This is a genomic window from Winogradskya consettensis, from assembly GCF_018332715.1.
In the GTDB taxonomy this organism is placed as follows: domain Bacteria; phylum Actinomycetota; class Actinomycetes; order Mycobacteriales; family Micromonosporaceae; genus Actinoplanes; species Actinoplanes consettensis.
Map to the genome: position 1 here is coordinate 84,272 of NZ_BOQP01000030.1, position 25,962 is coordinate 110,233.

At 70.5% G+C, this 25,962-nt stretch carries 21 protein-coding genes; 13 read left to right on the top strand and 8 right to left on the bottom strand.

Features of this window, described 5'->3' with window-relative positions; all coding sequences use genetic code 11:
• Window positions 1-137 precede the first annotated feature (137 nt).
• Both Aco04nite_RS27110 and Aco04nite_RS27115 read right to left on the bottom strand, forming a co-directional pair.
• On the bottom strand, window positions 138-1,436 hold the full coding sequence (locus Aco04nite_RS27110; protein WP_213000075.1) for an aspartate aminotransferase family protein: 1,299 nt from the start codon (window positions 1,434-1,436) through the stop codon (window positions 138-140).
• Between the two features lie 22 nt (window positions 1,437-1,458).
• Complete coding sequence (locus Aco04nite_RS27115) at window positions 1,459-2,835, bottom strand: aminotransferase-like domain-containing protein (protein WP_213000076.1); 1,377 nt, start codon at window positions 2,833-2,835, stop codon at window positions 1,459-1,461.
• 234 nt (window positions 2,836-3,069) lie between these two features.
• Here Aco04nite_RS27115 and Aco04nite_RS27120 point away from each other — a divergent pair, with 234 nt between their 5' ends.
• The 11 genes from Aco04nite_RS27120 (at window position 3,070) to Aco04nite_RS27170 (ending at window position 14,720) form a co-directional block, all read left to right on the top strand.
• On the top strand, window positions 3,070-3,909 hold the full coding sequence (locus tag Aco04nite_RS27120) for a nitrilase-related carbon-nitrogen hydrolase (protein ID WP_213000077.1): 840 nt from the start codon (window positions 3,070-3,072) through the stop codon (window positions 3,907-3,909).
• Window positions 3,906-5,306 carry a dihydropyrimidinase gene (gene hydA / locus Aco04nite_RS27125; RefSeq protein WP_213000078.1) on the top strand — a complete coding sequence of 467 codons (1,401 nt, stop codon included), beginning with the start codon at window positions 3,906-3,908 and terminating at the stop codon, window positions 5,304-5,306. Before Aco04nite_RS27120 ends, hydA begins: the two co-directional genes overlap by 4 nt.
• 11 nt (window positions 5,307-5,317) lie before the next feature.
• Window positions 5,318-6,802, top strand: coding sequence for a CoA-acylating methylmalonate-semialdehyde dehydrogenase (locus tag Aco04nite_RS27130; protein ID WP_213000079.1), 1,485 nt, complete (start codon window positions 5,318-5,320; stop codon window positions 6,800-6,802).
• Window positions 6,803-6,807: 5 nt separating this feature from the next.
• Window positions 6,808-7,803: a TIGR03842 family LLM class F420-dependent oxidoreductase gene (locus Aco04nite_RS27135; RefSeq protein ID WP_213000080.1), complete on the top strand. Its 996-nt coding sequence runs from the start codon at window positions 6,808-6,810 to the stop codon at window positions 7,801-7,803.
• Window positions 7,800-8,660, top strand: coding sequence for an ABC transporter permease (locus tag Aco04nite_RS27140; RefSeq protein ID WP_244876330.1), 861 nt, complete (start codon window positions 7,800-7,802; stop codon window positions 8,658-8,660). The genes Aco04nite_RS27135 and Aco04nite_RS27140 overlap by 4 nt, the downstream gene beginning before the upstream one ends.
• The gene (locus Aco04nite_RS27145) at window positions 8,657-9,424 is read left to right on the top strand and encodes an ABC transporter ATP-binding protein (protein ID WP_213000081.1); all 768 of its coding nucleotides are present in this window, start codon (window positions 8,657-8,659) and stop codon (window positions 9,422-9,424) included. The genes Aco04nite_RS27140 and Aco04nite_RS27145 overlap by 4 nt, the downstream gene beginning before the upstream one ends.
• Window positions 9,421-10,185 carry an ABC transporter permease gene (locus tag Aco04nite_RS27150; protein ID WP_213000082.1) on the top strand — a complete coding sequence of 255 codons (765 nt, stop codon included), beginning with the start codon at window positions 9,421-9,423 and terminating at the stop codon, window positions 10,183-10,185. The genes Aco04nite_RS27145 and Aco04nite_RS27150 overlap by 4 nt, the downstream gene beginning before the upstream one ends.
• A gap of 10 nt (window positions 10,186-10,195) precedes the next feature.
• A complete protein-coding gene (locus Aco04nite_RS27155; RefSeq protein WP_213000083.1) occupies window positions 10,196-11,320 on the top strand; it encodes an ABC transporter substrate-binding protein in 1,125 nt (374 codons plus the stop codon).
• A 75-nt stretch (window positions 11,321-11,395) separates the two neighbouring features.
• Window positions 11,396-12,478 (top strand): hypothetical protein, encoded by a 1,083-nt coding sequence (locus Aco04nite_RS27160; protein WP_213000084.1) that lies wholly within the window; start codon window positions 11,396-11,398, stop codon window positions 12,476-12,478.
• Entirely contained in the window at window positions 12,475-12,990 is a 516-nt protein-coding gene (locus Aco04nite_RS27165; RefSeq protein ID WP_213000085.1) for a SigE family RNA polymerase sigma factor, read from the top strand. The genes Aco04nite_RS27160 and Aco04nite_RS27165 overlap by 4 nt, the downstream gene beginning before the upstream one ends.
• A 356-nt stretch (window positions 12,991-13,346) precedes the next feature.
• Window positions 13,347-14,720, top strand: coding sequence for a helix-turn-helix domain-containing protein (locus Aco04nite_RS27170; protein WP_213000086.1), 1,374 nt, complete (start codon window positions 13,347-13,349; stop codon window positions 14,718-14,720).
• A 162-nt stretch (window positions 14,721-14,882) separates the two neighbouring features.
• Here Aco04nite_RS27170 and Aco04nite_RS27175 read toward each other — a convergent pair whose 3' ends face one another.
• The 3 genes from Aco04nite_RS27175 to Aco04nite_RS27185 all read right to left on the bottom strand — a co-directional run bounded on the left by Aco04nite_RS27175 (window position 14,883) and on the right by Aco04nite_RS27185 (window position 18,763).
• Complete coding sequence (locus Aco04nite_RS27175; protein ID WP_244876331.1) at window positions 14,883-15,650, bottom strand: hypothetical protein; 768 nt, start codon at window positions 15,648-15,650, stop codon at window positions 14,883-14,885.
• Window positions 15,651-15,745: 95 nt separating this feature from the next.
• Window positions 15,746-17,821, bottom strand: a complete 2,076-nt coding sequence (locus Aco04nite_RS27180) for a PQQ-dependent sugar dehydrogenase (RefSeq protein WP_244876332.1) — start codon at window positions 17,819-17,821, stop codon at window positions 15,746-15,748.
• Window positions 17,822-17,830: 9 nt separating this feature from the next.
• Complete coding sequence (locus tag Aco04nite_RS27185; protein ID WP_213000087.1) at window positions 17,831-18,763, bottom strand: sugar phosphate isomerase/epimerase family protein; 933 nt, start codon at window positions 18,761-18,763, stop codon at window positions 17,831-17,833.
• A 261-nt stretch (window positions 18,764-19,024) separates the two neighbouring features.
• Here Aco04nite_RS27185 and Aco04nite_RS27190 point away from each other — a divergent pair, with 261 nt between their 5' ends.
• The gene (locus Aco04nite_RS27190) at window positions 19,025-19,588 is read left to right on the top strand and encodes a DUF4760 domain-containing protein (RefSeq protein WP_213000088.1); all 564 of its coding nucleotides are present in this window, start codon (window positions 19,025-19,027) and stop codon (window positions 19,586-19,588) included.
• Window positions 19,589-19,841: 253 nt separating this feature from the next.
• Here Aco04nite_RS27190 and Aco04nite_RS27195 read toward each other — a convergent pair whose 3' ends face one another.
• Window positions 19,842-22,160, bottom strand: coding sequence for a putative bifunctional diguanylate cyclase/phosphodiesterase (locus tag Aco04nite_RS27195; protein WP_280519385.1), 2,319 nt, complete (start codon window positions 22,158-22,160; stop codon window positions 19,842-19,844).
• A gap of 650 nt (window positions 22,161-22,810) precedes the next feature.
• Between Aco04nite_RS27195 and Aco04nite_RS27200 the strand changes: the two genes are divergently transcribed.
• Window positions 22,811-23,422 carry a DUF1700 domain-containing protein gene (locus Aco04nite_RS27200; protein WP_213000089.1) on the top strand — a complete coding sequence of 204 codons (612 nt, stop codon included), beginning with the start codon at window positions 22,811-22,813 and terminating at the stop codon, window positions 23,420-23,422.
• Window positions 23,423-23,452: 30 nt separating this feature from the next.
• On the opposite strand, the gene Aco04nite_RS27205 is transcribed toward Aco04nite_RS27200, so the two are convergent.
• Together Aco04nite_RS27205 and Aco04nite_RS27210 are read right to left on the bottom strand one after the other, a co-directional pair.
• The gene (locus tag Aco04nite_RS27205; protein WP_438874944.1) at window positions 23,453-24,727 is read right to left on the bottom strand and encodes an ROK family transcriptional regulator; all 1,275 of its coding nucleotides are present in this window, start codon (window positions 24,725-24,727) and stop codon (window positions 23,453-23,455) included.
• 125 nt (window positions 24,728-24,852) lie between these two features.
• Window positions 24,853-25,956 (bottom strand): substrate-binding domain-containing protein, encoded by a 1,104-nt coding sequence (locus Aco04nite_RS27210; RefSeq protein ID WP_203839661.1) that lies wholly within the window; start codon window positions 25,954-25,956, stop codon window positions 24,853-24,855.
• Between the last annotated feature and the right edge of the window lie 6 nt (window positions 25,957-25,962).

Sequence of the window (25,962 nt, forward strand, 5' to 3'; positions counted from 1 at the left end):
GGGTAAGTTCTTCCGGCCATGGAACAGATTTCACCGGCTGTTCACCCTCGTCGATCTTGACACCTGGGCCAGGATGAGCAGGCCCCGGTGATCATGCGGGACCCGCCCTCCGGATCAGCCTCTGGATCAGCCTCGGATCAGCCCTGCGACTCGGCGGTGCGGATCGCCGCGACCAGGATCGCGAGGCCTTCGCGGGCCTCGTCCTCGGTGAGCGTGAGCGGCGGGCCCATGCGCAGGACGTTGCCGTAGAGGCCGCCCTTGCCGACGAGCAGCCCGCCCTTGCGGCACTCGTCGAAGACCGCGAGCGTTGCGGCGGTGTCCGGCTCGGTGGTGCCCGAACGGCAGAACTCGAGGCCGATCATCAGGCCGCGGCCGCGTACCTCGGCCAGGATCTTGGAATCTGCCGCGACCTCGCGCAGACCGCTCAGCAGGATCTCGCCGGTACGCCGGGCGTTGGCCTGCAGATCGTGATCGAGCACGTAGTCCAGGACCGCGTTGCCGGCCGCCGTCGAGATCGGGTTGCCGCCGAACGTGGAGAAACTGGTGGCGGGCACGGCGTTGACGAGATCCGCGCGGCCGACGACACCGGCCAGCGCGAACCCGTTGCCGATGCCCTTCGCGAAGGTGATCAGGTCCGGCTGGACGTCGTGCGCCTGGTAGCCCCAGAAATGCTCACCCGTACGCCCCCAGCCGGTCTGGACCTCGTCGGCGATGAGCAGGATGCCGTGGTTGTCGAGCTCCTTCTTGAACGCGCCGAGCAGCCCGTCCGGGGCGTGCACGAACCCCCCGACGCCCTGGATCGGCTCGGCGATCAGCGCCGCCACGTCACCGGCCGTGGTGGTGGCCAGCACCTCGCGCAGGTCCTCGACCGCCGCGTCGATGTGGTCACCGTCGGACAGCCCCGCCATCCGCCCGCGCAGCTTGTCCCCCGAGTGCAGCCAGCTGACCTGCAGCGGGCTGAGACCGCTCGCCGACCAGCTGCGGTGCCCGGTGACGGCCATCGCGGCGAACGTACGGCCGTGGTAGCTGTTGCGGATCGCCAGGATCTGGTTGGAGCGGCGGTGATTCGTGGCGAACAGCAGCGCCGCCTCGTTGGCCTCGGTGCCGGAGTTGGTGAAGAAGACCCGCGCGTCGGGGATGCCGGACACCCGCGCGATCTTCTCGGCCAGGTCGACCTGCTGCCGGATCAGGTACAGCGTCGAGCTGTGCACGATGCCGGTGGCGAGCTGGCGCTCGACGGCCTCGCGCACCTCGGCGACGTCGTAGCCGAGCATGTTGGTGAGCACGCCACCGAAGAAATCGAGATAGGTACGCCCGGACGCGTCGGTCACGCGCCGCCCGGAACCGGAGACGAGCTCGATCGCGTCGTTGCCGTAGTAGGTCGTCACCCAGGAGGGCAGGACGGCCTGGTGCCGGGCGAGCAGGTCATCGGTCATGGGTGTCCTCCAGGAGTGGGCGTCAGCGCCAGCCGCGCGGGTGCGGCTGGCTCCGGGAACCGCTGCCGCGGGCGTCGGCCCCGGCGGCGGAAGCGAAGATGTCGGCCAGCGCGGGTACGCCGTCGCGGATCAGGCCGACCGTGATCCGGACGTGGTCGGCGCCGAGCGTGGACACCTCGAACGGCGCGCCCGGGGCGACCGCGATGCCGTGCCCGGCGAGGCTGAGCATCGCCATCTGCTGATCCTCGACCCGCATCCACAGGTTGATGCCGTCGTCCGACGTCGCGGACACGCCCCGCTCGGCGAGCGCCGTCAGCAGGGCGGCGCGGCGGTCCGCGTAGACCTGGCGCGCCTCGGCCACCTGCACGATCGCGTCCACGGAGGTGAGCAGGTCGAGCAGGACGGCCTGCAGCAGGCGACTGGACCAGCCGGGCCCGAGCAGCCGCCGGTCGGCGATCGCGGTGACCAGCGGTGCGGGCCCGCCGAGCGCGGCGAGCCGCAGATCCGGGCCGTGGCTCTTGGAGAAACCGGCGACGTGCACGGTCCGGTGCGGCAGGCGGGTGCCCAGGCTCACCGGGGGCGCGGTGGCGATGTCCCCCGCATGATCGTCTTCGACGATGGTGACCTGGGGGTACGCGGCCAGCGCGTCGGCCAGTTCCTCGACGCGCCGGGCGCTGAGGCTGACCCCGGTCGGGTTGTGCGCCCGGGGCTGCAGATACACCGCGACCGGGTCGTACGCCCGCAGCGCACTCGCCAGCGCGTCCGGCCGCATCCCGTGCTCGTCCAGCGCCACGCCGACGACGGTGGCGCCGACGGCTTCGAGCAGGTCGAGCACCGGGGGGAACGCCGGGTTCTCGACGAGGACGTGGTCGCCGTACCGGACGATCGCGGAAGTAATCCGGTCGAGGGCGTCGAGCGCCCCGTCGACGACGGTCAGCCGATCCACCGGGTACGCCCACCGCGCCCGCAGCACCGTCTCCAGGGGCGGCAGCACGGCGGCCTCGAGGTAACTCGTCGTGAGGCGCGCGTCCCCGACCCGCTTGAGCGACTCGGTGATACTCGGTAACAGATCGTAGTCGGGCACGCCGGTGGAGAAGTCCTGGGTGACGCCGGGGAACGTGCCGCCGAGCTGGGCGTACCGGAGGCGTTGCCGGGGCTGGCCGGGTGACGTGACGAACGAGCCGGACCGGCCGCGGGTCTGGATCGCCCCGGCCCGCGCGAGGCTGCGCCAGGCCTCACTCACCGTGGTCGGGCTGACGCCCAGGGCCGCGGCGACGTCGCGCACGGTGGGCAGGCGCGCCCCGCTCGGCAGGTCACCCGCCGTGACGAGACGGCTCACCGCCGCGGCGATGCCCCGGGCACTGCGGTCGTCGACCGCCCCCGTGATGAGCCTGAGCAAGCCCCGCCCCCTCCTCGCACTTCCCGGCCGGCCCGCCCCCGGACGGGCCGAAGCAAATTACCGGCGCGAAACATTTGGTAACAAGCGAGCAATTGTTCGCCTCTGCCTGTGTCATTAGTGTTCCCCTGCATGGGCCCCGGATGTCAAGCAGAGCAGGGGCCATGACAGGTGGTGCCGAGGCGATCACAATCAACACGTGACTCATGCCACCATAAAGAGAGAGGGGCAGCACCGATGAGCAGTATCGTGCGAGCCGCCCTCGTCCAGACCACCTGGACGGGCGACAAAGAGACGATGATCAAGGCTCACGAGGACTACGCCCGCCAGGCCGCCGCCCAGGGCGCCAAGGTGATCTGCTTCCAGGAGCTCTTCTACGGCCCCTACTTCTGCCAGGTCCAGGACGCCGCGTACTACGAGTACGCCGAGTCGATCCCCGGCCCCACCACCGAGCGCTTCCAGGCCCTCGCCGCCGAGCTGGGCATGGTGATGGTCCTGCCGATGTACGAGCAGGAGCAGCCCGGCGTCCTCTACAACACCGCCGCCGTGGTCGACGCGGACGGCAGCTACCTCGGCAAGTACCGCAAGCACCACATCCCGCAGGTCAAGGGCTTCTGGGAGAAGTTCTACTTCCGCCCGGGCAACCTCGGCTACCCGGTCTTCGACACCGCGGTCGGCAAGGTCGGCGTCTACATCTGCTACGACCGGCACTTCCCCGAGGGCTGGCGCGCGCTCGGCCTCAACGGCGCCCAGATCGTGTTCAACCCGTCCGCCACGAGCCGTGGCCTCTCGTCGTACCTGTGGCAGCTGGAACAGCCGGCCAGCGCCGTCGCCAACGAGTACTTCATCGGCGCCATCAACCGCGTCGGCATCGAGCCCCTCGGCGACGACGACTTCTACGGCCAGTCCTACTTCGTCGACCCCGAGGGCAAGTTCGTCGGCGACGTCGGCGACACCAACAACCCCGAGCTCATCGTCCGCGACCTCGACCTCGACCTGCTCTCCACGGTCCGCGACCGCTGGCAGTTCTACCGCGACCGCCGCCCCGACAGCTACGACGGGCTGGTCACCCCATGAGCTTCCTGATCAAGAACGGGACCGTCGTGGGGCCGCAGGGCCCCAACGCCGCCGACGTGCTCGTGGACGGGGAGCGGATCGTCGCGCTCTACGCCCCGGGCACCGCCCCTGACGTGCCTGACACCATCGACGCGACCGGCAAATACGTGATCCCGGGCGGCGTGGACGCGCACACCCACATGCAGATGCCGTTCGGCGGTACACAGGCCAGCGACACCTTCGACACGGGTACGCGGGCCGCGGCGTTCGGCGGCACCACCACGATCATCGACTTCGCGATCCAGCGGACCGGTGAGGTCGTGCAGGACGGGCTGGCGGCCTGGCACGAGAAGACGGCCGGCAACTGCCACGTCGACTACGGCTTCCACATGATCCTGGGCGGGGTGGACGACGAGTCGCTCAAGGCCATGGACCAGCTCGTCGCGACCGAGGGCATCTCGAGCTTCAAGCTGTTCATGGCGTACCCCGGCGTCTTCTACAGCGACGACGGCCAGATCCTGCGCGCGATGCAGAAGGCCCGCGACAACGGCGCCATGATCATGATGCACGCAGAGAACGGGCCCGCGATCGACGTACTCGTCAAGCAGGCCCTGGAACGCGGCGAGACCGACCCGTATTACCACGGTGTCACCCGCCCGCAGGAGCTGGAGGCGGAGGCGACGAGCCGGGCGATCTGGCTCGCCGAGGTCGCCGCGGACTGCCCGCTCTACATCGTGCACCTCTCCGCCTCGAAGGCCCTGGAGCAGGTCGCCGCGGCCCGCGACCGCGGCCGCAACGTCTTCGCCGAGACGTGCCCGCAGTACCTGTACCTCACCCTGGAGGACCAGCTCGGCGCGCCCGGCTTCGAGGGCGCCAAGTGGGTCTGCTCGACGCCGCTGCGCAGCAAGCACGAGAGCCACCAGGCCGACCTGTGGAAAGGGCTGAAGACCAACGACCTCGCCGTCGTGTCGACCGACCACTGCCCGTTCTGCATGAAGGACCAGAAGGAGATGGGGATCGGCGACTTCTCGAAGATCCCCAACGGCATCGGCAGCGTCGAGCACCGCGTCGACCTGCTCTACCAGGGTGTGGTCGACGGCAAGCTGTCGCTGGGCCGCTGGGTGGAGACGATCGCGACGACGCCGGCGCGGATGTTCGGCATGTACCCGAAGAAGGGCGTCATCGCTCCCGGCTCGGACGCCGACATCGTGCTGTACGACCCGGCCGGGCGTACCCGGATCTCGGTCGACACCCACCACATGAACATGGACTACTCAGCCTGGGAGGGCTGGGAGATCGCGGGCAAGGTCGACACGGTCATCTCCCGAGGCTCGGTCATCGTGCAGAACGGCGAGTACAAGGGCCACGCCGGGCACGGCAAGTACGTGCCGCGCGGCCTCTCCGAGTACCTGGTCTAGGGGGCGCGGCGATGCGTGAGATCAAACATTGGATCGACGGTACGGCGACCGCGGGCACCAGCGGCCGTCAGCTTCCCGTCTGGGATCCGGCGACCGGCGAGCAGCAGGCGTACATCGTGGCGGCGACCGCGGCCGAGACCGACGCTGCCGTCGCCTCGGCGAAGAAGGCCTTCCCCGCCTGGCGGGCGGCGTCGCTGTCCCGCCGCGCCGAGGTGATGTTCCGCTTCCGCGAGCTCGTCGACGCCAACCGCAAGGAGATCGCGACGCTGGTCAGCGCCGAGCACGGCAAGACCGTGGCCGACGCGGGCGGCGAGCTGGCCCGGGGCCTGGAGAACATCGAGTTCGCCGCGGGCGCCCCGCACCTGCTCAAGGGCGGCTACAGCGAGCAGGCCTCGACCGGGGTGGACGTCTACTCGATCCGCCAGCCGCTCGGGGTCGTCGCGGGGATCACGCCGTTCAACTTCCCGGCCATGGTCCCGATGTGGATGTTCTGCAACGCCCTGGTCTGCGGGAACACGTTCGTCCTCAAGCCCAGCGAGAAGGACCCGTCGGTGGCGCTGCTGCTCGCGGACCTGCTGCGCCAGGCCGGGCTGCCGGACGGCGCGTTCAACGTCGTGCAGGGCGACCGGCTCGCGGTCGAGACCCTCATCGACAGTCCGGACGTACAGGCCATCTCGTTCGTCGGCTCGACACCGATCGCGCGGACGATCTACCAGCGCGCGACGGCGCAGGGCAAACGGGTGCAGGCGCTCGGCGGGGCCAAGAACCACATGGTGGTGCTGCCGGACGCGGACATCGGCTCGGCCGCCGACGCGGCGGTCAGCGCGGGGTACGGCTCCGCCGGCGAACGCTGCATGGCCGTCTCGGTCGTCGTGGCAGTGGGTGCGAGCGCCGACCCGCTCGTCGACGCGATCAAGGAGCGGATCGGCCGGATCGCCGTCGGACCGGCCAGCGACCCGAACGCCGAGATGGGTCCGCTGATCAGCCGGGAGCATCGCGACAAGGTGGCCGGTTATCTCGCCGACGCGGGCAGCGCCGAGGTCGTCGTCGACGGCCGCGACGCCCCGATCACCGACGGGCCGGGGTTCTTCCTCGGCGCCTCGCTGGTCGACAAGGTGCCGACGGACTCACCGCTCTACACCGACGAGATCTTCGGGCCGGTGCTGTCGGTGGTCCGGGTCGACACCTACGAGCAGGCCCTGGACCTGGTCAACAGCAACGAGTACGGCAACGGCACCGCCATCTTCACGCGCGACGGCGGCGCGGCGCGGCAGTTCCAGTACGACGTCGTGTGCGGAATGGTCGGCGTCAACGTGCCGGTCCCCGTACCCGTCGCCTATTACAGCTTCGGCGGCTGGAAGTCGTCGCTCTTCGGCGACCTGCACATGTACGGCCCGGAGGGGCTGCAGTTCTACACCCGCAGCAAGGTCGTCACCTCGCGCTGGCCGGACCCGGCCACCTCCGAGGTCGACCTCGGCTTCCCGAAGGTGAGGTGAAGGCGATGGACATCGGCGTCGTCCTGCAGTGCGACCCACCCTCGAGCGAGCTCGTCGAGCTCGCGAAGAAGGCGGAGGACCTCGGCTACAGCCACGTGTGGACGTTCGACTCGCACGTGCTGTGGCAGGAGCCGTTCGTCATCTACTCGAAGATCCTCGCCGAGACGTCCCGCGTCATCGTCGGCCCGATGGTGACGAACCCGGGCACCCGCGACTGGACGGTCATCGCCTCCCAGTTCGCCACCCTCAACGAGATGTACGGCAACCGCACGATCTGCGGCATCGGCCGGGGCGACTCGGCGCTGCGGGTCCTCGGACTGCAGCCGAACACGCTCGCTCAGCTGCGCGAGAGCATCGGCGTGATCCGGGGCCTGGCAAGCGGCGAGACGGTGGAGCTGCGCGGCAAGGAGCTCCAGTTCGCGTGGGCCCCGGACAGCAGGCTCGACGTCTGGGTCGCCGCCTACGGCCCCAAGGCGCTGGCCCTGACCGGCGAGGTGGGCGACGGCTACATCCTGCAGCTCGCCGACCCGGACATCGCCGCGTGGATGATCAAGGCCGTCCGGGACGCCGCCGAGAAGGCCGGCCGCGACCCGCTGGCGATCAAGTTCTGCGTGGCCGCCCCGGCGTACGTCGGCGACGACCTCGCGCACCAGCGGGACCAGACCCGGTGGTTCGGTGGCATGGTCGGCAACCACGTCGCGGACATCGTGTCCCGCTACGGTTCCGCGGGCGCGGTCCCGAAGGCCCTGACCGACTACATCGAGGCCCGGCAAGGCTACGACTACGCGGAACACGGCCGCGCCGGCAACTCGCACACCGCGTTCGTGCCCGACGAGGTCGTCGACCGGTTCTGCATCCTCGGCCCGGTCGAGGACCACCTCGCCCGGCTCGAGCAGCTCCGCGAGCTAGGCGTCGACCAGTTCGCGCTCTACCTGCAGCACGACGACAAGGAAGCCACGCTCGAGGCCTACGGCAAGAGCATCATCCCGGCGGTCTCATGAGACGAGCCCTGAGCGTCGTCATCGGGCTTCTTCTCATGGTCGCCCTCTGGGAGGGCTACAAGGCGGTCGGCAACCCGGACGGCACGGTGCTGTTCGGCACCCGCGTCCTGCCGCGCGCCGACGACCTGTCCATGCCGCACGTGTGGGACATGCTGTCCCGTTTCGGCCGCCCGGAACTCACGGGCGGCCGGCCGGTCTGGCAGGCCGTCCTCAGCGCAACACTGTTCACACTCGGTATCACTGCTCTCGGTTTCGTCGCCGGCGCGGCGGTCGGGTTAGTCCTCGCGGTCGCCATGCAACGCTTCCGCATCGTCGAGCGCGGCCTGCTCCCCTACGTCATCCTGTCGCAGACCGTCCCCCTGGTCGCCCTCGCGCCGCTGATCGCCGGATGGAGCGGCAACCTGTCGTTCGGCGCCTACCCGTGGCAGGACTGGATGACGGTCGCGGTCATCTCCGCGTACCTGAGCTTCTTCCCCGTCGCGGTCGGCATGCTCCGCGGACTGCAGTCCCCGCACGCGAGCGGGGTCGAGCTGATGCGCAGCTACGCCGCCGGCTGGTGGCGGACCCTGATCAAGCTCCGCTTCCCGGCCTCGCTGCCCTACCTGTTCCCCGCGCTGCGGCTGGCCGGTGCCGCCGCCGTCGTGGGTGCGGTGGTCGGCGAGATCTCCACGGGCACGCGCGGCGGCATCGGCCGGCTGATCCTCGAGTACTCCCGCGAGGCCACCTCCGACCCCGCGAAGGTCTACACGGCCATGGTCGGCGCGGCCCTGCTCGGGCTCGTCGTCGCCGGCCTGGTCAGCCTCCTCGAACTGCCGCTGATGCGGCACCGGCGCCGAGTAACGGTGGTGACGATGTGACCGCGGTTTCAATACAGGCTGTCTCACAGGTCTTCAACCCCGGGCACACCGGCGAGGTGACCGCCCTGTCCGACGTTGACCTCACGGTCGCCCCCGGCGAGTTCGTCTCCCTGATCGGCCCGTCCGGCTGCGGGAAGAGCACCCTGCTCCGGCTGATCGCCGACCTCATCACCCCCACGAGCGGCACGGTCGAGGTCAACGGCAAGCCCGCCGGCAAGGCCCGCCTCGACCAGGAGTACGGCATCGCGTTCCAGCAGGCCGGCCTCTTCGAATGGCGCACGGTCCAGCGCAATGTCGAGCTACCGCTCGAGTTACGCGGCCAGTCCCGGGCCGAACGCCGCTCCCGCACCGCCGAGATGCTCGAACTCGTCGGCCTCGCCGACTTCGCCAGGCACTACCCCGCCCAGCTCTCCGGCGGCATGCAGCAGCGCGTCGCCATCGCCCGGGCCCTCGCCGTCCACCCGCCGCTGCTGCTCATGGACGAGCCGTTCGGCGCCCTCGACGAGATGACCCGCGAACGGCTCCAGACCGAACTCCTCGCCATCTGCGCGAAGACCGGCACCAGCACCATCTTCGTCACCCACTCCATCTCCGAGGCGGTGTTCCTCTCGAACCGCGTCGTGGTCATGTCACCCCGCCCCGGCCGGATCACCGCCACCGTCGACATCGACCTGCCCAGCCCCCGCGACGAGGCCGTACGCCAGTCCCCCGCCTTCTTCGACGCCGTCACCACGGTCCGCAAAGCCCTCCGGGCGGCAGCATGAAACCCAGCGCCGGCGGCCTGAGGCGCGTCCTCCCGCCGCTGGTCCTGGGCATCGCCGCCCTGACGGCCTGGGAGCTGACCGTTTCGCTAGGCCGCATCGCCCCGTTCATCCTCCCGGCCCCCTCCGCGATCGGGCACGAGCTCATCGCACAGCGCGGCAACATCTGGGACGCGGCTCTGGCCAGCGGCCTGAACGCCCTGATCGGCCTGCTCTGGGGCACCGCCGCCGCCGTCCTGCTGGCCATGGTGGCCAGCCGCTTCCGCTTCCTCGCCGACCTGTCCCTGCCCCTGGCCGCGGTGCTGAACGCGCTGCCGATCATCGCGCTCGCCCCGATCCTCAACAACATGTTCGAGTCGACGTCCAGCCTGCCGCGCCGACTGGTAGCCGGGATCATCGTGTTCTTCCCGGTCTTCATCAACACCCTGCGCGGGCTGCGCGAGGTGAACCCGGTCCACCGCGAGCTGATGACCAGCTACGCCGCCGGCGGCTGGACGTTCACCCGCCTCGTCCGCCTGCCCGGGGCGCTGCCGTTCGTCTTCACCGGCCTGCGCCAGGCGTCCTCGCTCGCTGTCATCGCCGCCGTCGTCGCCGAGTACTTCGGCGGCCTGCAGAACGGTCTCGGGTCCCGGATCACCTCCGCGGCCGCGTTCACCGCGTACCCCCGTGCCTGGGCCTTCGTGGCCGGCGCCTGCCTGCTCGGACTCGTCTTCTACCTAGCAACGCTCCTGCTGGAGCGGATCGCCATGCCCTATCGCATTTAAAGGAGCCCGTGTGCGCCGATATCTGATCGCCGCTTCCCTACTCCTCCTCCTCACCGCCTGCGGCACCGCCGACACCCCCGCGACCCCCACCGCCTCGGGCGGCACGACCCCCATCAAGCTGCAACTCCAGTGGTTCTTCCAGGCCCAGTTCGCCGGCTACATCGCCGCCGTCGACCAGGGCTTCTACAAAGAACAGGGCCTCGACGTCCAACTGCTCGAGGGCGGCGTCGACATCGTCCCGCAGACCGTCCTCGCCCAGGGCAAGGCCGACTACGCCGTCGCCTGGGTCCCCAAGGCCCTCGCGTCCCGCGAGCAGGGCGCCGGCATCACCGACGTCGGCCAGATCTTCGCCCGGTCCGGCACCTACCAGGTGGCCTGGAAGGACAGTGGCATCACGACACCCGCCCAGTTCAAGGGCAAGAAGGTAGGCAACTGGGGCTTCGGCAACGAGTTCGAGCTGTTTGCCGGCATGACCAAGGCCGGCCTCGACGCCGGCAAGGACGTCACGCTCGTCCAGCAGCAGTTCGACATGCAGGCGCTGCTCAAGAAGGAGATCGACGTCGCCCAGGCGATGTCCTACAACGAGTACGCGCAGCTGCTCGAAGCCACGAACCCCGCCACGGGCAAGCTCTACACCCCCGACGACTTCCAGATCATCGACTGGAAGACGAACGGCTCCGCCATGCTCCAGGACGCCGTGTGGGCCAACACGGAAAAGCTCAACGACCCCGCGTACCAGCAACAGACCGTGAAGTTCCTCGCCGCCACGGTCAAGGGCTGGGCCTACTGCCGCGACAACCCGGAAGCCTGCCGCGACCTCGTCGTGGCGAAGGGCTCCAAACTCGGCAAGAGCCACCAGCTCTGGCAGATGAACGAGGTCAACAAGCTCGTCTGGCCCGCCGCCACGGGCGGCGTCGGCATGATCGACGAAGCGGCCTGGAAGCAGACCGTCGACATCTCCCTCACCGCCAAGAACCAGACCGGCGACACGGTCCTCACCAAGGAACCGACCGGCCTCGCCTACACCAACGACTACATCAAACAGGCCCTCGACCAGGTCAAGGCCGCGGGCACGGACATCACGGGCACGTCCTTCCAGCCCCAGACGGTCACCCTCACCGCCGGCGGCGCCTGACCGCACGGAACCTTCCCGCCTGCCGCTGCCTTTGAGGAGTATGACACCTTCCTTCAAGGACTCCGGGGGTACGCAGTGAGCGCACGAATAAGAGAACTGCTCGACGACGCGGTGGCCGGGATCACCCCGGACAACCCCGACCCGGTCACCGCCGTCATCGCCCGCGGCCGCGCAGCCCGCCGCCGCCGTCGCACCCTGACCACCGCGGCCCTCGCAGCAGCCCTCCTCGGCACCGCCACCGCCGTAGCCGTGACCACCCACGTCGCCGGCAACGAAGCACCTCCCGCAGCCTCCTTCGCTCCCCCGACCCCTCGTGTCGTCAACGGCGAGGTCGTGGCCGGCGCCCTGCACCTCCCGATCCCGGCAGGCTGGACCGTCGCCACCCCGGTCGCGGACGCCCCCTGTGAGACACTCAGTACCACAGTCCTCATCTCAGGCCCGCAGAAGATCGGGTGCCAGACCGCCGAGATCGAGGTGACCGGCACCGCGAGCACCTGGCCCGCCGGCCGGGCTCTCCTCCCCAAGGACGTCGCTCCGTCCGCCGACGGACAGCCGGGGGCCGATCCGTCCGCCCGCACCGATCTCCCACTGATCGTGCTCCCCCCGGAGTCCGTCACCCTGCCGGGCGGTGAACCCGCCTGGATGACCGACGCCCTGGACTCCGAGGCACTCGCACCGGACCACGCTCCCGGCTACAGCTACTACAACGTCCTGCACCTCCCCTGGTCCCACGTCTCGATCACCCTCCGCGTCGACGGCGCCGCCTCCCGGACGATCATCGACTCCATCCGCACCGAGCCGGCCGCCCTCGGCGCACTCGTGCTGCCCGTGGACACCTCCTCCGTCGAGCTGACCACATCGGACATCACCGACGCCGACCCGTGGACCGGCCACGCCGAGACCACCGACCCGGCGACGATCGCCGCTGTGACGAGGCTGCTGGGGAGCCAGCCGGCGATGCTCACCGGCGCCTGCGCGGGCTCCTCCCACAACGCCCTCCGCCTCACCCTCGCCGGCGACGCCCCGGACCCGACCAGCGTGATCATCACGCTCGGCGACCGCTGCCAGGAGGCCGTCTCGTCCGCCGGCGGCCGGGTACGCCTCACCGACGCCACGGTCTCCGAGCTCGAGCACCTGCTCGGGCTGGCCGCCCGATGACCGCACCGGACGGCTTCGCCGAATTCGTCGCCAACCGCTACCCGTCCCTGGTCCGCTACGGCACCCTCCTCACCGGCGACCGCGGCCACGGCGAGGACCTCACCCAGGACGCGCTCGTCAAGACGTACCGAAAATGGCCCGGACTGCACCCCCACGGCGACCCGGAGTCCTACACCCGCCGCATCATGGCCCGAGCCGCCTGGCGCGCCGCCCGCCGTCTCTGGCACCGGGAAATCCCCGCCGCTACCCTCCCGGACGAACCCACCGCGGACCCTTACACCCCACGCGACACCGCCCACGTGGTCCTGGAGGCACTGCGCCAACTCCCCGCAGCCCAGCGCGTCGTCCTGGTCCTGCGCTACTGGGCCGGCCTCACCGAACAGGAGATAGCCGCCCAGCTCGGCTGCTCCCCCGGCACGGTCAAGAGCCGGGCCAGCCGTGCCCTCTCCACCCTCCGCAGCACCGACGGCCCGCTCGCCGACGCCTTCACCCTCCTGAACAGCCCGCGGTGATCCGCCCGGGGCGGCCCGGCCCTGCCCGGTGTGACGGGCCGGGCGTTCACGCAGGAGCAGGATCGCCTCGAGCAGGGCATCGACCCACGACGCGACCAGGACACACCTGCCGAGATCAATCAGGTGGTCCGGCGGTGCATCCGGTGCGAGGAGCCCGATGACGGCGATCCCCAGCCCCAGAATGCGGATGCTCCACCGTGATGACGGCGCCATGGCTCCTCCTTCGAGACGAATCCCTTCCACTAGACCCACCGAGGGGATGGCGAGCCATGCTGTGTGCGATGTCCGGGACCCATTTGCAGCCTCTGCAAATGCATCAAGTGCTTTGATCACTACTGTGAGCTACCTTCATCAATATGGAAGCAGTCCATCGCCTGCCGCCGTTGCTTCAGGCGGTGCGAGACGACCAGCCAGGCACAGTGGTCCGCCTCTTCCGGCAGGCCGCCCATCTGAGCCAGGCAGAGCTCGGCGCCATGTGCGGCTACTCGGGTTCGACGATCTCGCGGCTCGAGAACGGCCAGCCGCCGCTGCACCACATCGCGGTGCGCCGCCGCCTGGCCCAGGCCCTGGACATCCCCGACGACTATCTGGGCCTGTCATCCTCGGTTTCGCGACACGACACCCGAACGGCCGGCGGATCGCGACGGGATACCGCGGATCCGGCTACGCTCCACCGAGGACCGAGCGAGGGCGGTGAGCCGATGAAACGACGAACCCTGCTGGCAGGGATGGCCGGATCCACGGTCGCCGGGATCGCGATGGGTGGGCCCGCAGCCGCCACCCCGGGCGCCGCCGGGCTGGAGGCCCTGCTCTTCAGCGAGGACCTCGCAGTTGCTCCGCTCACGCGGGGCGCCGCCCGGGCAAGCCTCACCGGCGCGGGCCGCACCTATTCCGCCAGCCGGTACGCGGAACTGACCCGCACCCTGCCTGGCCTGCTCGCGGGCCTCCGCGCGGCGTTGCAGCAGTCCGGCGACGAGCAACGCGAAACCTTCGCCGCGATGCTGTCGCACGCTTACGCGCTGGCCTCGTCCCTGAGCACCAAACATGGTGAGGACGGTCTGGCGTGGGTGCTGGCCGACCGGTCACTCACGGCCGCCAGGGAGTCCGGCAAGGACGCAACCGTCGCGGCGGCCACGCGCACCGTGGCGATCACGATGCGACGGGCGGGCCACCACCAGGGTGCGCTCGGCCTGCTCACCAGTGCCGCCGGAAGCCTGGATGCCGGCCGGGGCACCGCGACAGCCGGACTGATCGGCGCCTACGGCAACCTGCTGTGCACCGCCGCTTACAGCAGCGCCCAGGCCGACGACGCGGGTAACGCCGCTACGTTCCTCGACGAGGCGACAGCCGCGGCAGGGCGCCTCGGGGACGGTGTGATCACGAACGGGGTGGCGCCGTTCGGACGATCCATCGTCGCGGTCTACAAGATCGGCGTGTTCACCGCGCTCGGCGACTCGGCGACCGCCCTGGCCCATGCCGCGACCGTCGATCCAGCGGAGCTCCCCGGGCCGGAGCGCTACGGACGGTTCTGCATCGATACCGCGAGGGCGTGGGCCCAACACGGCAAAGCCGACCGGGCGGTGCGGGCCCTGCTGTCCGCGGAGCGCCATGCCCCCGAGGAAGCGACAAGGCCCTCGGTTCGAGACCTGGTCTCGACCCTGCTGTACGCACCCACGACAACTCCGGCAGGACTGCGCGATCTCGCCACCCGGATCGGTGTCGCCGTCTGAGAACCGGCTCCGGCCCGCAGCACGTGGCGGCCTCCGACAGAGGACCAACCGGTCGGAGCGGAATCGGACAGCGGGACACCAGCGAACCCGGCCGGATCCGGCCGGATCCGGCCTACGGGCCGACCAGACCACAGCACAGTCCGAACTGTGGATCCGGCCAGGTCAGAGCGGGATCAGGCGGGCCGCCAGGGCGACCGCGTTGAGGTCCCCCTCGCGCAGGCGGCCGGCTGCTTCCGGCTCGCCCAGGCCGGCGAGGCGTTCGGCGGCCGTATCGATCAGGCCTTCGTTGCCGCTGAGGAGTTTGCGGGCGAGGTTGGCCTGGGTGGGGCTGAGCTCCGCGTAGGCGCAGCGATCCAGGGCAGCGATGGTCTCCTCGTCGAGGCTTCCCGCGAGGGCGCGTTCGGTGACGACGCGGAGCAGCCAGCTCGGCCACCAGCTGTAGCGGCCGAGGAGGTGGCCGGCCTGGATGGCCTGGGCGGGGGTCTGGCCGCCGTCGAGCAGGCGCAGGACCATCGGGATGTCGAAGCGTTCGAGGCGCAGGGCCGTGACGAAGAGGCGTTGCAGGCGGGTGGCTCCGACCAGGCGGGTGGCCGCGGCGGCCGCGGCGGCGTAGTTGCCGCGGGCGGCGGTCAGGAGGATGGCTGCCTCATCGGTGGAGATGGCGGCGCCGGTGGAGCGTTCCTCGATGCGGTCGAGGGTGCGGGTGAGGCGGGCGGTGGCGTCCTGGGCGTGCTCGGCGCGGGTCTCGCTGGAGGGGCGTTCCAGGTAGCGGACGACCGTGTCCGTGGCGATCTTGACCTCGCGGCGCAGCAGCGGGGCCTGGATCTTGGGGGAGATGAGGTCGCTGAGGCCCTCGAGTACGTAGGCGCGGTCGAATCGGTCCGATGCTTCGGGGAACTGCGTCCACCATGATTCGTCGTGCGCGTCCACGCCTCTCACATTGGCGTACCGGAGGCGTACTTGAGTGAATTTCCGGGAGAACCCTGCCGGACCCCCTGATGCAAGGGGGTCCGGCAGGGCGGGTCTCAGTCGGTGGACGGGGTGAGGACGACCTGGTCAGAGCCGCTCTGCGGCGGGGTGCCGGTGTCGGTGTACTCGGCGACGAACACGGCGGTCAGGTTGTCCGCCCCGGCGTGGCCGGCGTCGAGGAACGTGGTGATCGAGCCGCTGCAGCCGGACGCCGTGGAGAGCGGGTGCCCGTGCTGGTCGTGGCCGAGGATGTAGGTGACGGTGACGCGGGCGCAGTCGACCGGCTGGTCGTCCTCGACGGTGACCTGGTAGTCGACCGTGTCACCGAACGTGAACGGCTGGCCCTCGACCGGGGCGACGAGCGTCACGACGGGCGCAGCAGTGCCGACGGGGAGGATGACCTCGGCCGCGGCCCACCGGCCGGCCGGGTCGGTCACCTTCAGGGTCGGGCGATAGTTCCCGTTCTGCGTGTACGTGTAGACGGCGCTGGCCTGCCGTGAATCGATCACGCCGTCGTTGTTGAAGTCCCACGCGTACCGCAGGCTGTCGCCGTCCGGGTCACTGGTCCCGGTGCTGGTGAACGTGACCGTGAGCGGCGGGGCACCACTGGACGGGGTGGCCTGCACGGCGACGATCGGCGACCGGTTACCGCGTACGTAGTCGATCCGGGCGAGCTGCGCCTCGGGGTTCTCGCTGAAGTAGCCGTCGCCGTACTCGAGGACGTAGAGCGCGCCGTCCGGGCCGAACTCGAGGTCCATCGGGTTGTCGAACACGATCGACGGGAGCACCGCTTCGATCGCGGTCACCTGGTTGCGCCGGTCGAGGGTGAGGCCCTTGACGTAGTCGCGGGTCCACTCGGCGAGCAGCGGCTTGCCGTCGTAGTACTTCGGCCACTTCGTCTGCGACCGGTTGGCGGCGCTGTACTCGTAGGCGGGGCCACCCATCGGCCCGATGCCCCCGGTGCCGAGCTCAGGGAATTGGGCGCTGGCACCGTACCCATAGATGATCTCGGCTTTTTCGACCGGCGGGAGAGCGCGCTTGCCGGTGTTGTTGGGTGACTCGTTGACGGGGGCGGCGCAGTTGAAGGGCGCGCCCGAGGTCTTCGTGGCGAAGTCGTAGTCGACGTAGGGCTGGTCCGGGGCGACGCAGTAGGGCCAGCCGTAGTTGGCGGGCTTGTCGATCGCGGCCCAGCGTCCCTGCCCGGCCGGGCCGCGCGCGGGGTTGGCCGTGTTGGCGTCCGGCGAGTAGTCGCCGACGTAGACGACGCCCTCGGGCGAGACCGTGAAGCGGAACGGGTTGCGCAGGCCCATCGCGTAGATCTCGGGGCGGGTCTTCGCGGTGCCGGGCCTGAACAGGTTGCCCCTCGGGATCGTGTAGCCGCCGTTGCCGCCGACCTTGATGCGCAGGATCTTGCCGCGCAGGTCGTTGGTGTTGCCGGCGGTGCGCTGCGCGTCGAACACCGGGTTGCGGTTGGCGCGTTCGTCGATCGGCGCGTACCCGTCGGACTGGAACGGGTTGCTGTCGTCGCCGGTGGACAGGTACAGGTTGCCGGCGCCGTCGAAGTCGATCTTCCCGCCGACGTGGCAGCACATGCCGCGGTCGGTGGCGACGTCGAGGATCTTCTGCTCGGTGGTCAGCAAAAGTGAGTTGCCACTCAGCTTGAACCGGGAAAGTCTCATAACTCCTTTGAAGCGGGCGAAGTCGGACGCGGTCCCGGTCTCGGGCGCGTCACCCTCGTTGACCGTCGGCGTCGCCGGGTCGTCCACCGGCGTGTTCAGCACCGGCGAGTAGTAGACGTAGACCCACTTGTTCGACGAGAAGTGCGGGTCGATCGCGATGCCCTGCACGCCCTCCTCGTCGTGCTTGTAGACCGGGATCGTGGCGGCCAGCACGTTCTCGCCGGTCCGCGGGTCGTTGACGCGGACCTCGCCCTTGCGCTCGGTGTGCAGGACGCGCTTGTCCGGCAGGACCGCGAGCGCGATCGGCTCGCCCGGGAAGTCGTTGAGGGTGACCTTCTGGAAGGACGAGTCGGGCGGTGGGGCGGCGGCTTGCGGGGCGGCTTGCGCCGAGGGGACCGTCAGGCCGGTGACGACCAGGGCCATGACGGGTACGGCGGTGAGCGAACGTCTCATCAACTCTCCTCAGAACCGCAGGGTGTCGAGGAACCGGAAACCGGCCTGCGCGGTGATCAGCGCGTCGGCGGGGGTGCGCGGCGGACTGCCGGCGTCGTCACGCTCCACGATGTACTCGACCAGCCCGGCCTCGCGGGAGCGCTCGAAGATGCGGGCGAAGTCGATCAGCCCGTCACCGGGGTCGGCGAAGCTGCCGGAGGTGGCCAGGTCCTTCACGTGCACCTGGGTGATCCGGCCCCGGTTACGCCCGATCAGGTCGACCGGGTCGCTGGCCCCGCGGTACGCCCAGAACAGGTCGACCTCGAGGTGCACGAGCCCGGGGTCGGTCTCGCGGGTCAGCACGTCGTACCCGGTGAGCTTGCCGCCGTCCTGGCGGGCGAACTCGTTGTGGTGGTTGTGGTACCCGAAGCTCAGGCCATGCTTGCGGGCGAGCTTGCCGGCCTTGTTGAGATCCTTGGCGAATGCCTTCCAGACGGCGCTGTCGCGGATCGGCGCGCCCGTGGAGGTCGTCCCGAAGTAGGGATGCACGATGTACTTGTTGCCGATGATCGCGGCATCGGCGAGGGCTGCCTCCCAGGTGGCCGCGTTGAACGGCTGCGGGATCCCGACGTGGCCCGAGGTGGCCCGCAGGCCGGCCCGGTCGAGGGCGGCCCGGAATTCCGTCGCGGTGCGGCCCACGAAACCGGCGTGCTCGACGCGCTTGTAGCCGATCCGGGCGAGCTCGGCGAGGCTGGCGTCGAGGTCGATGGCGAGCTGGTTGCGCAGGGTGTAGAGCTGCACGCTGATCTGGTCACGCGGGACGCGGCTGAGGGATCCGTGCCCTGAGCCGCCGGCCTGCGCGGGCGAGGCGAGCAGCGCCGAGCCCCCGACGGCGGCGGCACCGGCGGTCGCGGCCGCGGCGCCCAGGAGATTTCGGCGGCTGAGAGTGGAGTCGTTGTGCATCGCTTGCATGCCTCCCGATCGGTGGTGCGGGATGGGCGCGGGCACGCGGATGCGGCCGGTCAGAGGAGTCACTGACCAGGCCACGTGCCACGCCGGAGCACTGCGGAACATCGAACTTGTTCGCTAGCTGATGTTAATCACAGGTTTCGCCGTCGTGGCCAAAAGAATCTTCGAAAAATGCAAAAGTTTCTATCAACCGACGCCTAAGTCCCCGTCAACACGGACAGGCCGGACATCGACACGCCCTGCCACTGTGGAGCCATGATCCTGAGCCTGTCCTCTTTGGTGGTTTCGATCCTGGCCCTCGCGGTGTCCGGCGGCGTCGCGGTGCGCCAGCTGGTCCGGATGCGGCACAGCAACATGCTCCCCGTCGCCCTCGACCTGTTCCGCGAGTTCCGCACCGGGCAGTTCCGGGACAACATGCGCTACATCGTCGAGGACCTCTGGACCGAGCACCCGCCCGGTGACGACACCGGCATCCTCGACCTGCCCGACAACGACCGCGCCCGCGTCATCCCGGTGGTCAGCTACTTCAACAACGTCGGCGTCCTCGTCGCCAACGGCGTCGTCGACGAGACCGTCGTGCGCGGCTTCATGGGCCAGTCGGTGCTGCGCGCCTGGGACCGGGCCGCCCCCTACCTCCGCGCCGAACGCCTCCACCGCGCCGACCCGTCCTACAACGCCTTCTTCGAGCACCTCGCGGCACGCTGCATCGCCCTGCCACCCACCACCGACCTCGACCGGGTCCCCGACGACTGGACCTTCGACGTCACCCCGTACGTACGCCCGTCCCGCCGCCCATCAGACCGCCCCGCCGCCCAGTGAGACCGCGCCGCCGAGCAATAGGACTGCCCTGCCGGCCTGTGAGACACCCTGCCTCACTGTGAGACCACCCGGCCATCGTCGACCACCCGGCCGCACCATGAAAACAGCCGGCCGCGCCGTGAGAACAGCCGGCCGCGCCGTGAGAACAGCCGGCCGCCATGAAAACAGCCGGCCGCGCCGTAAGACCGCCCCGCCGCGCCGCGAGACCACCCCGCCGCGCCGCGAGACCACCCCGCAGCGGCTGCGCCGGCGCTCAGGCCGTGCGCACGGCCGTCCCCGCGGCCGCGACCTGCTCGCGCAGCAGCTCGGCCAGGGCGCCGGCGGGCATCGGCCGGGCGAGGTGGAACCCCTGGCCGAGCGTGTACCCGAGCGCCCGCAGCAGCTCGGCCTGCTCCTCGTTCTCGATCCCCTCGGCGACGGCATCCAGCCGCAGCGCCCCGGCGAGCTGGATCACCGCCCGGGCGACCGCCTGCCGGGCGTCCCGCGCGGCCGGGTCGGCGTCGTCGATCTCGATGCCGTCCACGAACGACTTGTCCAGCTTGACGATCGCCGCCGGGAACGCGCGCAGCAGACTCAGCGACGACTCCCCCGTGCCGAAGTCGTCCAGCGCGAGCTTGATGCCGTGCCCGTCGAGCTCCCGCAGCGCCAGCGACACCTGGGTGCCGCGCAGCACCGCCGACTCGGTCAGCTCCAGCACCAGCCGGTCGGTCGGCAGCGCATGCTCCTCGAGCGCCGCCAGCACGTCGCCGACGAAGCCGGGGTCGTGCAGCTGGCGTGCGGAGACGTTGACCGCGACCTTCTGCAGCGCCTGTGGACCGAGCTCGGCCAGCCACGCGGCGGCCTGCCGGCACGCCTCGTCCAAGACAAACTGTCCCAGTTCTACGATCAGCCCCGTACGCTCGGCGGCCGGGATGAACTCCACCGGCGGCACCATCCCCCGCACCGGATGCCGCCAGCGCACCAGCGCCTCGACCCCGATCACCCGGCCGGTCCGTAGCGCCATCACCGGCTGGTAGTACAGCTCGAACTCGCCCTCGTCCAGGGCGCGGCGCAGCTCCCCGCCGAGCTGCATGTGCGCGAGGACCGGCACGGCCATCTCCGGCAGATACCGCACGTACGCCGCCTTGCCCCGCTGTTTCGCCGCGTACATGGCGACGTCGGCGGCCCGCAGCACGGTGTCCACGGTCGCACCCGGTTCCGCGGTCGCGATGCCGATGCTCGCCTGCACCAGCAGCAGGTGCGAGCTGATCGGCACGGTCAGGGCATCGAGCACACGCTGCGCGACGGTCTCGCCCACCGGCGCGCCACCGGTCAGGAGCAGGGCGAACTCGTCACCACCTATGCGTACGGGCAGAGCGTCCTCGCCCGCCTGAACGCGCAGCATGTCCGCGAACGACACCAGCAGGTCGTCCCCGACGTCGTGCCCCAGCGAATCGTTCACCGTCTTGAAGTCGTCGAGGTCGACCAGCAGCACCGTCGCGCCCCGGCCCCGATCGAGCGCGCCGCCCAGCAGGTCACGGAAGCGGGCCCGGTTGGCGAGCCCGGTCAGCCCGTCGTGGCTCGCCTCGTGCAGCAGCCGCTCCTCCTGCGAGCGAAGACTGTCGAGCAGCCGGACGTGGTCCCGGAACGCCAGGTACTGCCGGACCGTGACGAGCACGCTCACCACCACGGCCGCGCCGACCGCCACCCGCCCCGGCCACTGCAACCGCCCCACGGCAACAGCGATCAGAGGCAGATCAACAGCCGCAATCGCCACGTACGCGAGGACTGACGACGACCGTCGAGAAGGCTGGCGCAGTCCGGCGGCGACCCGCCACTGTGCGCGTACGGCAAGAGTCAGCAGAACCGGAGCGACCGGAAGAACCACCGCCTGGGCCGGCGCCCCACCGGCGTCCCCGTAGGTCGCGGCGAGCACGGACACCCCCGCCCCGGTCAGCCCGATCGCCGCGACCAGCCGCATCGCCGTCCGATCGACCGGACCGTCCCCGAGGTACGACACCTTCGTGATGCCGGCGAGCGACATGAGCAGCGCCAGCGCGATCAGCACCAGCGTCCGCCCGCTCCACCGCTCGGCCGCCGTGAGCATCGGCGCCAGCCCGAACTGCCACAGCAGCGTCGCACACCCGAGGAACGCGATCGCCCGATCGAGATACATCCTGCGCCGCTCCCGCGGCCCGGCAGGCCGCACCGGCACCCGCGCCACCGCCCACGTGATCATCGCGAACCCCAGCGCCACCGCGACAGCAGCGGACAACGGCATGTCAGGCGGCACGTCCCCGACCGAGAACCGGAAGGCGTGCACAGCCATCAACGTGAACCCGGCAGTCAGAAAAACCGCCCCGGCGATCAGCCTCCGCCAGAACCGCCGCGCTACCACCTCGCCGCGGACCACATCCCCCAGCCGGACCAGCGCCACCACCGAGACCACCCCACCGAGGGGCACCGCCACATAGGCAACCCCCACCGGCCCGGCCCCGGAAACGGCCCAGACCACGAACCAGACCCAGCTCACCAGCCCAAGCCCACCCGCCACCCACACATAACGCCACGGCGCCCGGCGATCATCGGCCACGCCCCCTGCATCGGCGCAACCACTCCCACCCTGAGGAAAACCACCCCCAGCCCCGCCACCGTCAAGATCCCCACAAGTCACGAGCCCACGCTGCCGGACCCGGGCCCCCGCGACCATCCCGAAAACGGACCAACGACGCACCGACCCCGATGACACCGAAACTCCACCCGAGGTCCGCCGCCCTCTGCTGACTCCCCAGGCGCGCCCCGCAGCGCCGATCTCGCGGGGCCGGCCTGGCAGCTCACCCCACCCGGCCGAGCCCGGCAGCTCACCCCCACCCGGCCGGACCCAACAACTCACCCCACCCCGCCGGACCCGGCAGCTCACCCCACCCCGCCGGCCCGGCAGCTCACCCCACCCCGCCAGACCTGGCAGCTCACCCCACCCCGCCGGCCCGGCAGCTCACCCCACCCGGCCGGACCCAACAGGTCGGCTCATTTGGCCGGCCCGGCAGGTCGCCCCACGGTCGGTCACGCAGGCCGGCCTCACCCGCCGGCCCTCGGAACAGCCCTGCAGCGCCGGTCTCGCCGGGTCGGCCGAAAGGTAGAGGTGGTGGCGGGAAGGCCGGTCCGTGGCCGGATGTGGGGGTGGTGGCCGGGCCGGGATGCTGGGTTCGTTGTCACCGGAGAGTTTGTCAGGGGGAAACGATGATGTCCGGGTCCGATACCGCACCGCTGGTGCAGGCGCAGGCCGACGTTCTTGTTCTGGACTACCTGGCCGCGTTGTGGGCCGCGACCGACGATCTCGAACCGGAGCTGCGCGACGAGCTGATGGCCGCCGTTGCCGACTTCATCGCCGTGCGGCGTCAGGGGCAGGGCGGCAGCATGGACGACGCCGCGCCCATTCTGCAGCGGCTCGGGCCGCCCGCGTCGCTGGCGGCCGCCGCGAGGCGCGGGCGGATGCCTGCCCACCTGCGGCGGCTCGCAGTCCCGGCACCCGCCCCGGCGTCGTCGGGCGCGGACTACGCGGCCCTCGCCCTCCTGACCGCCGGCTCCGTGATCCTGCCGGGCGCCGGCCCGCTGGCAGGCCTGGTGCTCACCACGACCTCACCACGCTGGACCCCGGGTGTGAAGGCGGCGGCCTGGGTCCTCGCCGCCGGTCCCATGCTCATCGCCATGGTCGTCGTCCTCGGCTCGGTGATGTTCGGCGCCGGCCCCGAGGGCCTGTTCCTCGCCTACGCCCTCATGGTGATCGGTGGCTTCCTCGCCGCCATCACCCTGCTCCCGGGCCTCACCACCCGCCGTCCCCCGCACCGCAGCTGAGACGCCGTCCCGCCCGACCTGACTCGCCGGCTACTGGCCCGTGGGTTCAGCGTCCGGTGCGGCGGGGCCGGCTTCGGCCGGAGTGTGGGAGAGCAGGCCGGCAGCGGCAAGCGGATCGGTGAGCAACGGATCGAACGCGAGCTCCGCGGCCCCGATCAGCGCGGCCTCGTCCCCCAGTGCCGTAGCCCGCAGCTGCAGGTGCTCCCGGGATGCGGGCAGCGCCATCATGTCGAGGCGGCGGCGGATGGCCGGGGCGGTGGCCGGGTAGAGGTCGCCGAGGGTGCCGCCGAAGATGACGATGTCCGGGTTGAAGACGTTGACCAGGTTGGCGACGCCGAAGCCGAGCCAGTCCCCGACCCGGTCCAGCGCCGCGAGGGCCGCGGCGTCACCGCGCTCGGCTGCGCGTACGACGGGAAGGTGGTCTGAACCCGGCGGCAGGCCGGCGTGCCGGAGCAGAGCTTCCGTGCCGATCTCGGTTTCCCAGCAGCCTTTGGAGCCGCAGCCGCAGTGCCGGCCGGTCGGGTTGACGACCATGTGGCCGACCTTGCCGCTGTGGCCGCGGTGCCCGATGACGAGGCGGCCGCCGGTCACGATGCCGGCGCTGACGCCGAGGTCGCCGTGCAGGTAGATGAGGTCGTCGATGCCGGCGGCGGCGCCCCGGGTGTGTTCGGCGAGAGCGGCTATGTCGGCCAGGTCGCCGACGAGGAAGCGGCCGGGGGCGTCGAGGGCGGCGTCGAGGGCGGCGGCCAGCCCTTCGTCCGCGCCGCCGACGTCGAGGGTGCCGTCGGCGGCTCGCGTGGTGTCGGCGACCGCGACCGCGCCGCCGGCGCAGAAGCCTTCCGGTTCGAGGGAACGGACCAGGGCGGCGAGGGTGGGTACGACGTCACCGGGCGGGCGGGGTGCCTCGCGCAGGTCGAGGATGCGGCCGCCGAGGCCGACGCGAGCGGCGCGGAGCCGGTCTGCCTCGATGCTGAGGGCGTCGGCGTAGACCGCTGCCGAGCGCGGGCTGACCAGCGGCGAGGGGCGGCCGGCCCGGCGCGCCGGGGGCGGGGCCTCCTCCGTGACGAGTCCGGAGGCGGCGAGGTCCGCGGCGAGGGCGCCGATCGTGCTGCGGTTCAGGCCGAGGCTGCTGGTCAGTTCCGCGCGGGAGGTCGGGCCGTGCACGTGCACATAACGAAGGACGGCGCCCAGGTTCTGGCGGCGGATCTCCTCCTGGCCCGCGGCCGGGGAGGGCGGTGCGGGCGACTGCGGGTCAGCGGCGGTCGCGGATCCCGTATGCAGCCCGCGGCGCAGCGGGGTCACCACCAGCGGGCTCCTTCCGGGCCGGGAACGACGAACGGGCCGTTGACCTACAAAACGGACATGGAGCTCGGGGGACACGGCAAAGGGTCCCCGGAGACGGACTCCGGGGACCCCAAGGGTGCTGCTGCTTACTTGGTGAGTGCCGCGAGCTTCGGGTCGTTCGCGTAGGCCTCAGCCGCGTTGGCCTTGGTCACCGCGACCGGGGGAAGCAGGTAGGTGTCGACGACCTTGCTGCCGTTGTTGTACGACTTGGTGTCGTTGACCTCGGGGGCGTTACCGGCCTGCAGCGCCTTGACCATGGTGAGGGTCTGGGCGACGAGGGTACGGGTGTCCTTGTTGATGGTCATGTACTGCTCGCCGGCGACGATCGACTTGACCGACTCGACCTCGGAGTCCTGGCCGGTGACGACCGGGACAGCCTTGTTACGGCTCTTGACCGACTGGATGATGGCGCGGGCCAGCGTGTCGTTCGGGGAGAGGACGCCGTCCAGCTCCTTGCTGCCGTACGTGGAGGTCAGCAGCTGGTCCATGCGGGCCTGCGCACCCTCGGCCTTCCAGCCCTGGATGGCGATCTGCTTGAAGTCCTTCTGACCCGAGGTGACAACGACGTTGCCCTTGTCGATCTCCGGCTTGAGGACGTCCATCGCACCGTTGAAGAACACGGTCGCGTTGTTGTCGTCGGGAGAACCGGCGAACAGCTCGATGTTGTACGGGCCGGTCGGCTTCTTGGCCTTCATGCCGTCCAGCAGGGCCTGGCCCTGGAGCTGGCCGACCTTGAAGTTGTCGAACGCGACGTAGTAGTCGACGTCCGGCGTGCCGGTGATCAGGCGGTCGTACGCGATGACCTTGGCGCCGGCGGCGTGGGCCGCGGTGACCTGGGTCGACAGCTGCGCGGCGTCGGTCGCGCCGATGACGATGACCTTCGCACCCTTGGTCACCATGGCGGTGATCTGGGCCTGCTGGTCGGCCACCGTGGTGGACGCGCCGGCGTACTGCACGTCGCTGGTGAAACCGGCCTCCTTGAGACCGTTGGTGAACAGGTCACCGGCGAGGACCCAGTTCTCCGAGGTCTTCGCGGGAAGCGCCACGCCGATGAGCGAGTTGGCAGCGAAGCCCTTGGCGCTGTCGCCACTGCCGCTGTCGGTGTCGCCGTCGCGGCCGGAGCCACAAGCCGTCAAGGCCAGCATCGCGATGGCGCCGACCGCCACCGTCTTGCCGAAGAAGTTACGCATGCGGGG

Excerpts from the sequence above, each read along its gene's own strand:
- Aco04nite_RS27150 (WP_213000082.1), top strand. The coding sequence starts at position 9,421 with ATGAAACCCAGCGCCGGCGGCCTGAGGCGCGTCCTCCCGCCGCTGGTC.
- Aco04nite_RS27165 (WP_213000085.1), top strand. The coding sequence starts at position 12,475 with ATGACCGCACCGGACGGCTTCGCCGAATTCGTCGCCAACCGCTACCCG.
- Aco04nite_RS27110 (WP_213000075.1), bottom strand. The coding sequence starts at position 1,436 with ATGACCGATGACCTGCTCGCCCGGCACCAGGCCGTCCTGCCCTCCTGG.
- hydA (WP_213000078.1), top strand. The coding sequence starts at position 3,906 with ATGAGCTTCCTGATCAAGAACGGGACCGTCGTGGGGCCGCAGGGCCCC.
- Aco04nite_RS27130 (WP_213000079.1), top strand. The coding sequence starts at position 5,318 with ATGCGTGAGATCAAACATTGGATCGACGGTACGGCGACCGCGGGCACC.
- Aco04nite_RS27185 (WP_213000087.1), bottom strand. The coding sequence starts at position 18,763 with ATGCACAACGACTCCACTCTCAGCCGCCGAAATCTCCTGGGCGCCGCG.
- Aco04nite_RS27135 (WP_213000080.1), top strand. The coding sequence starts at position 6,808 with ATGGACATCGGCGTCGTCCTGCAGTGCGACCCACCCTCGAGCGAGCTC.
- Aco04nite_RS27200 (WP_213000089.1), top strand. The coding sequence starts at position 22,811 with ATGTCCGGGTCCGATACCGCACCGCTGGTGCAGGCGCAGGCCGACGTT.
- Aco04nite_RS27190 (WP_213000088.1), top strand. The coding sequence starts at position 19,025 with ATGATCCTGAGCCTGTCCTCTTTGGTGGTTTCGATCCTGGCCCTCGCG.
- Aco04nite_RS27210 (WP_203839661.1), bottom strand. The coding sequence starts at position 25,956 with ATGCGTAACTTCTTCGGCAAGACGGTGGCGGTCGGCGCCATCGCGATG.
- Aco04nite_RS27180 (WP_244876332.1), bottom strand. The coding sequence starts at position 17,821 with ATGAGACGTTCGCTCACCGCCGTACCCGTCATGGCCCTGGTCGTCACC.
- Aco04nite_RS27120 (WP_213000077.1), top strand. The coding sequence starts at position 3,070 with ATGAGCAGTATCGTGCGAGCCGCCCTCGTCCAGACCACCTGGACGGGC.
- Aco04nite_RS27170 (WP_213000086.1), top strand. The coding sequence starts at position 13,347 with ATGGAAGCAGTCCATCGCCTGCCGCCGTTGCTTCAGGCGGTGCGAGAC.
- Aco04nite_RS27140 (WP_244876330.1), top strand. The coding sequence starts at position 7,800 with ATGAGACGAGCCCTGAGCGTCGTCATCGGGCTTCTTCTCATGGTCGCC.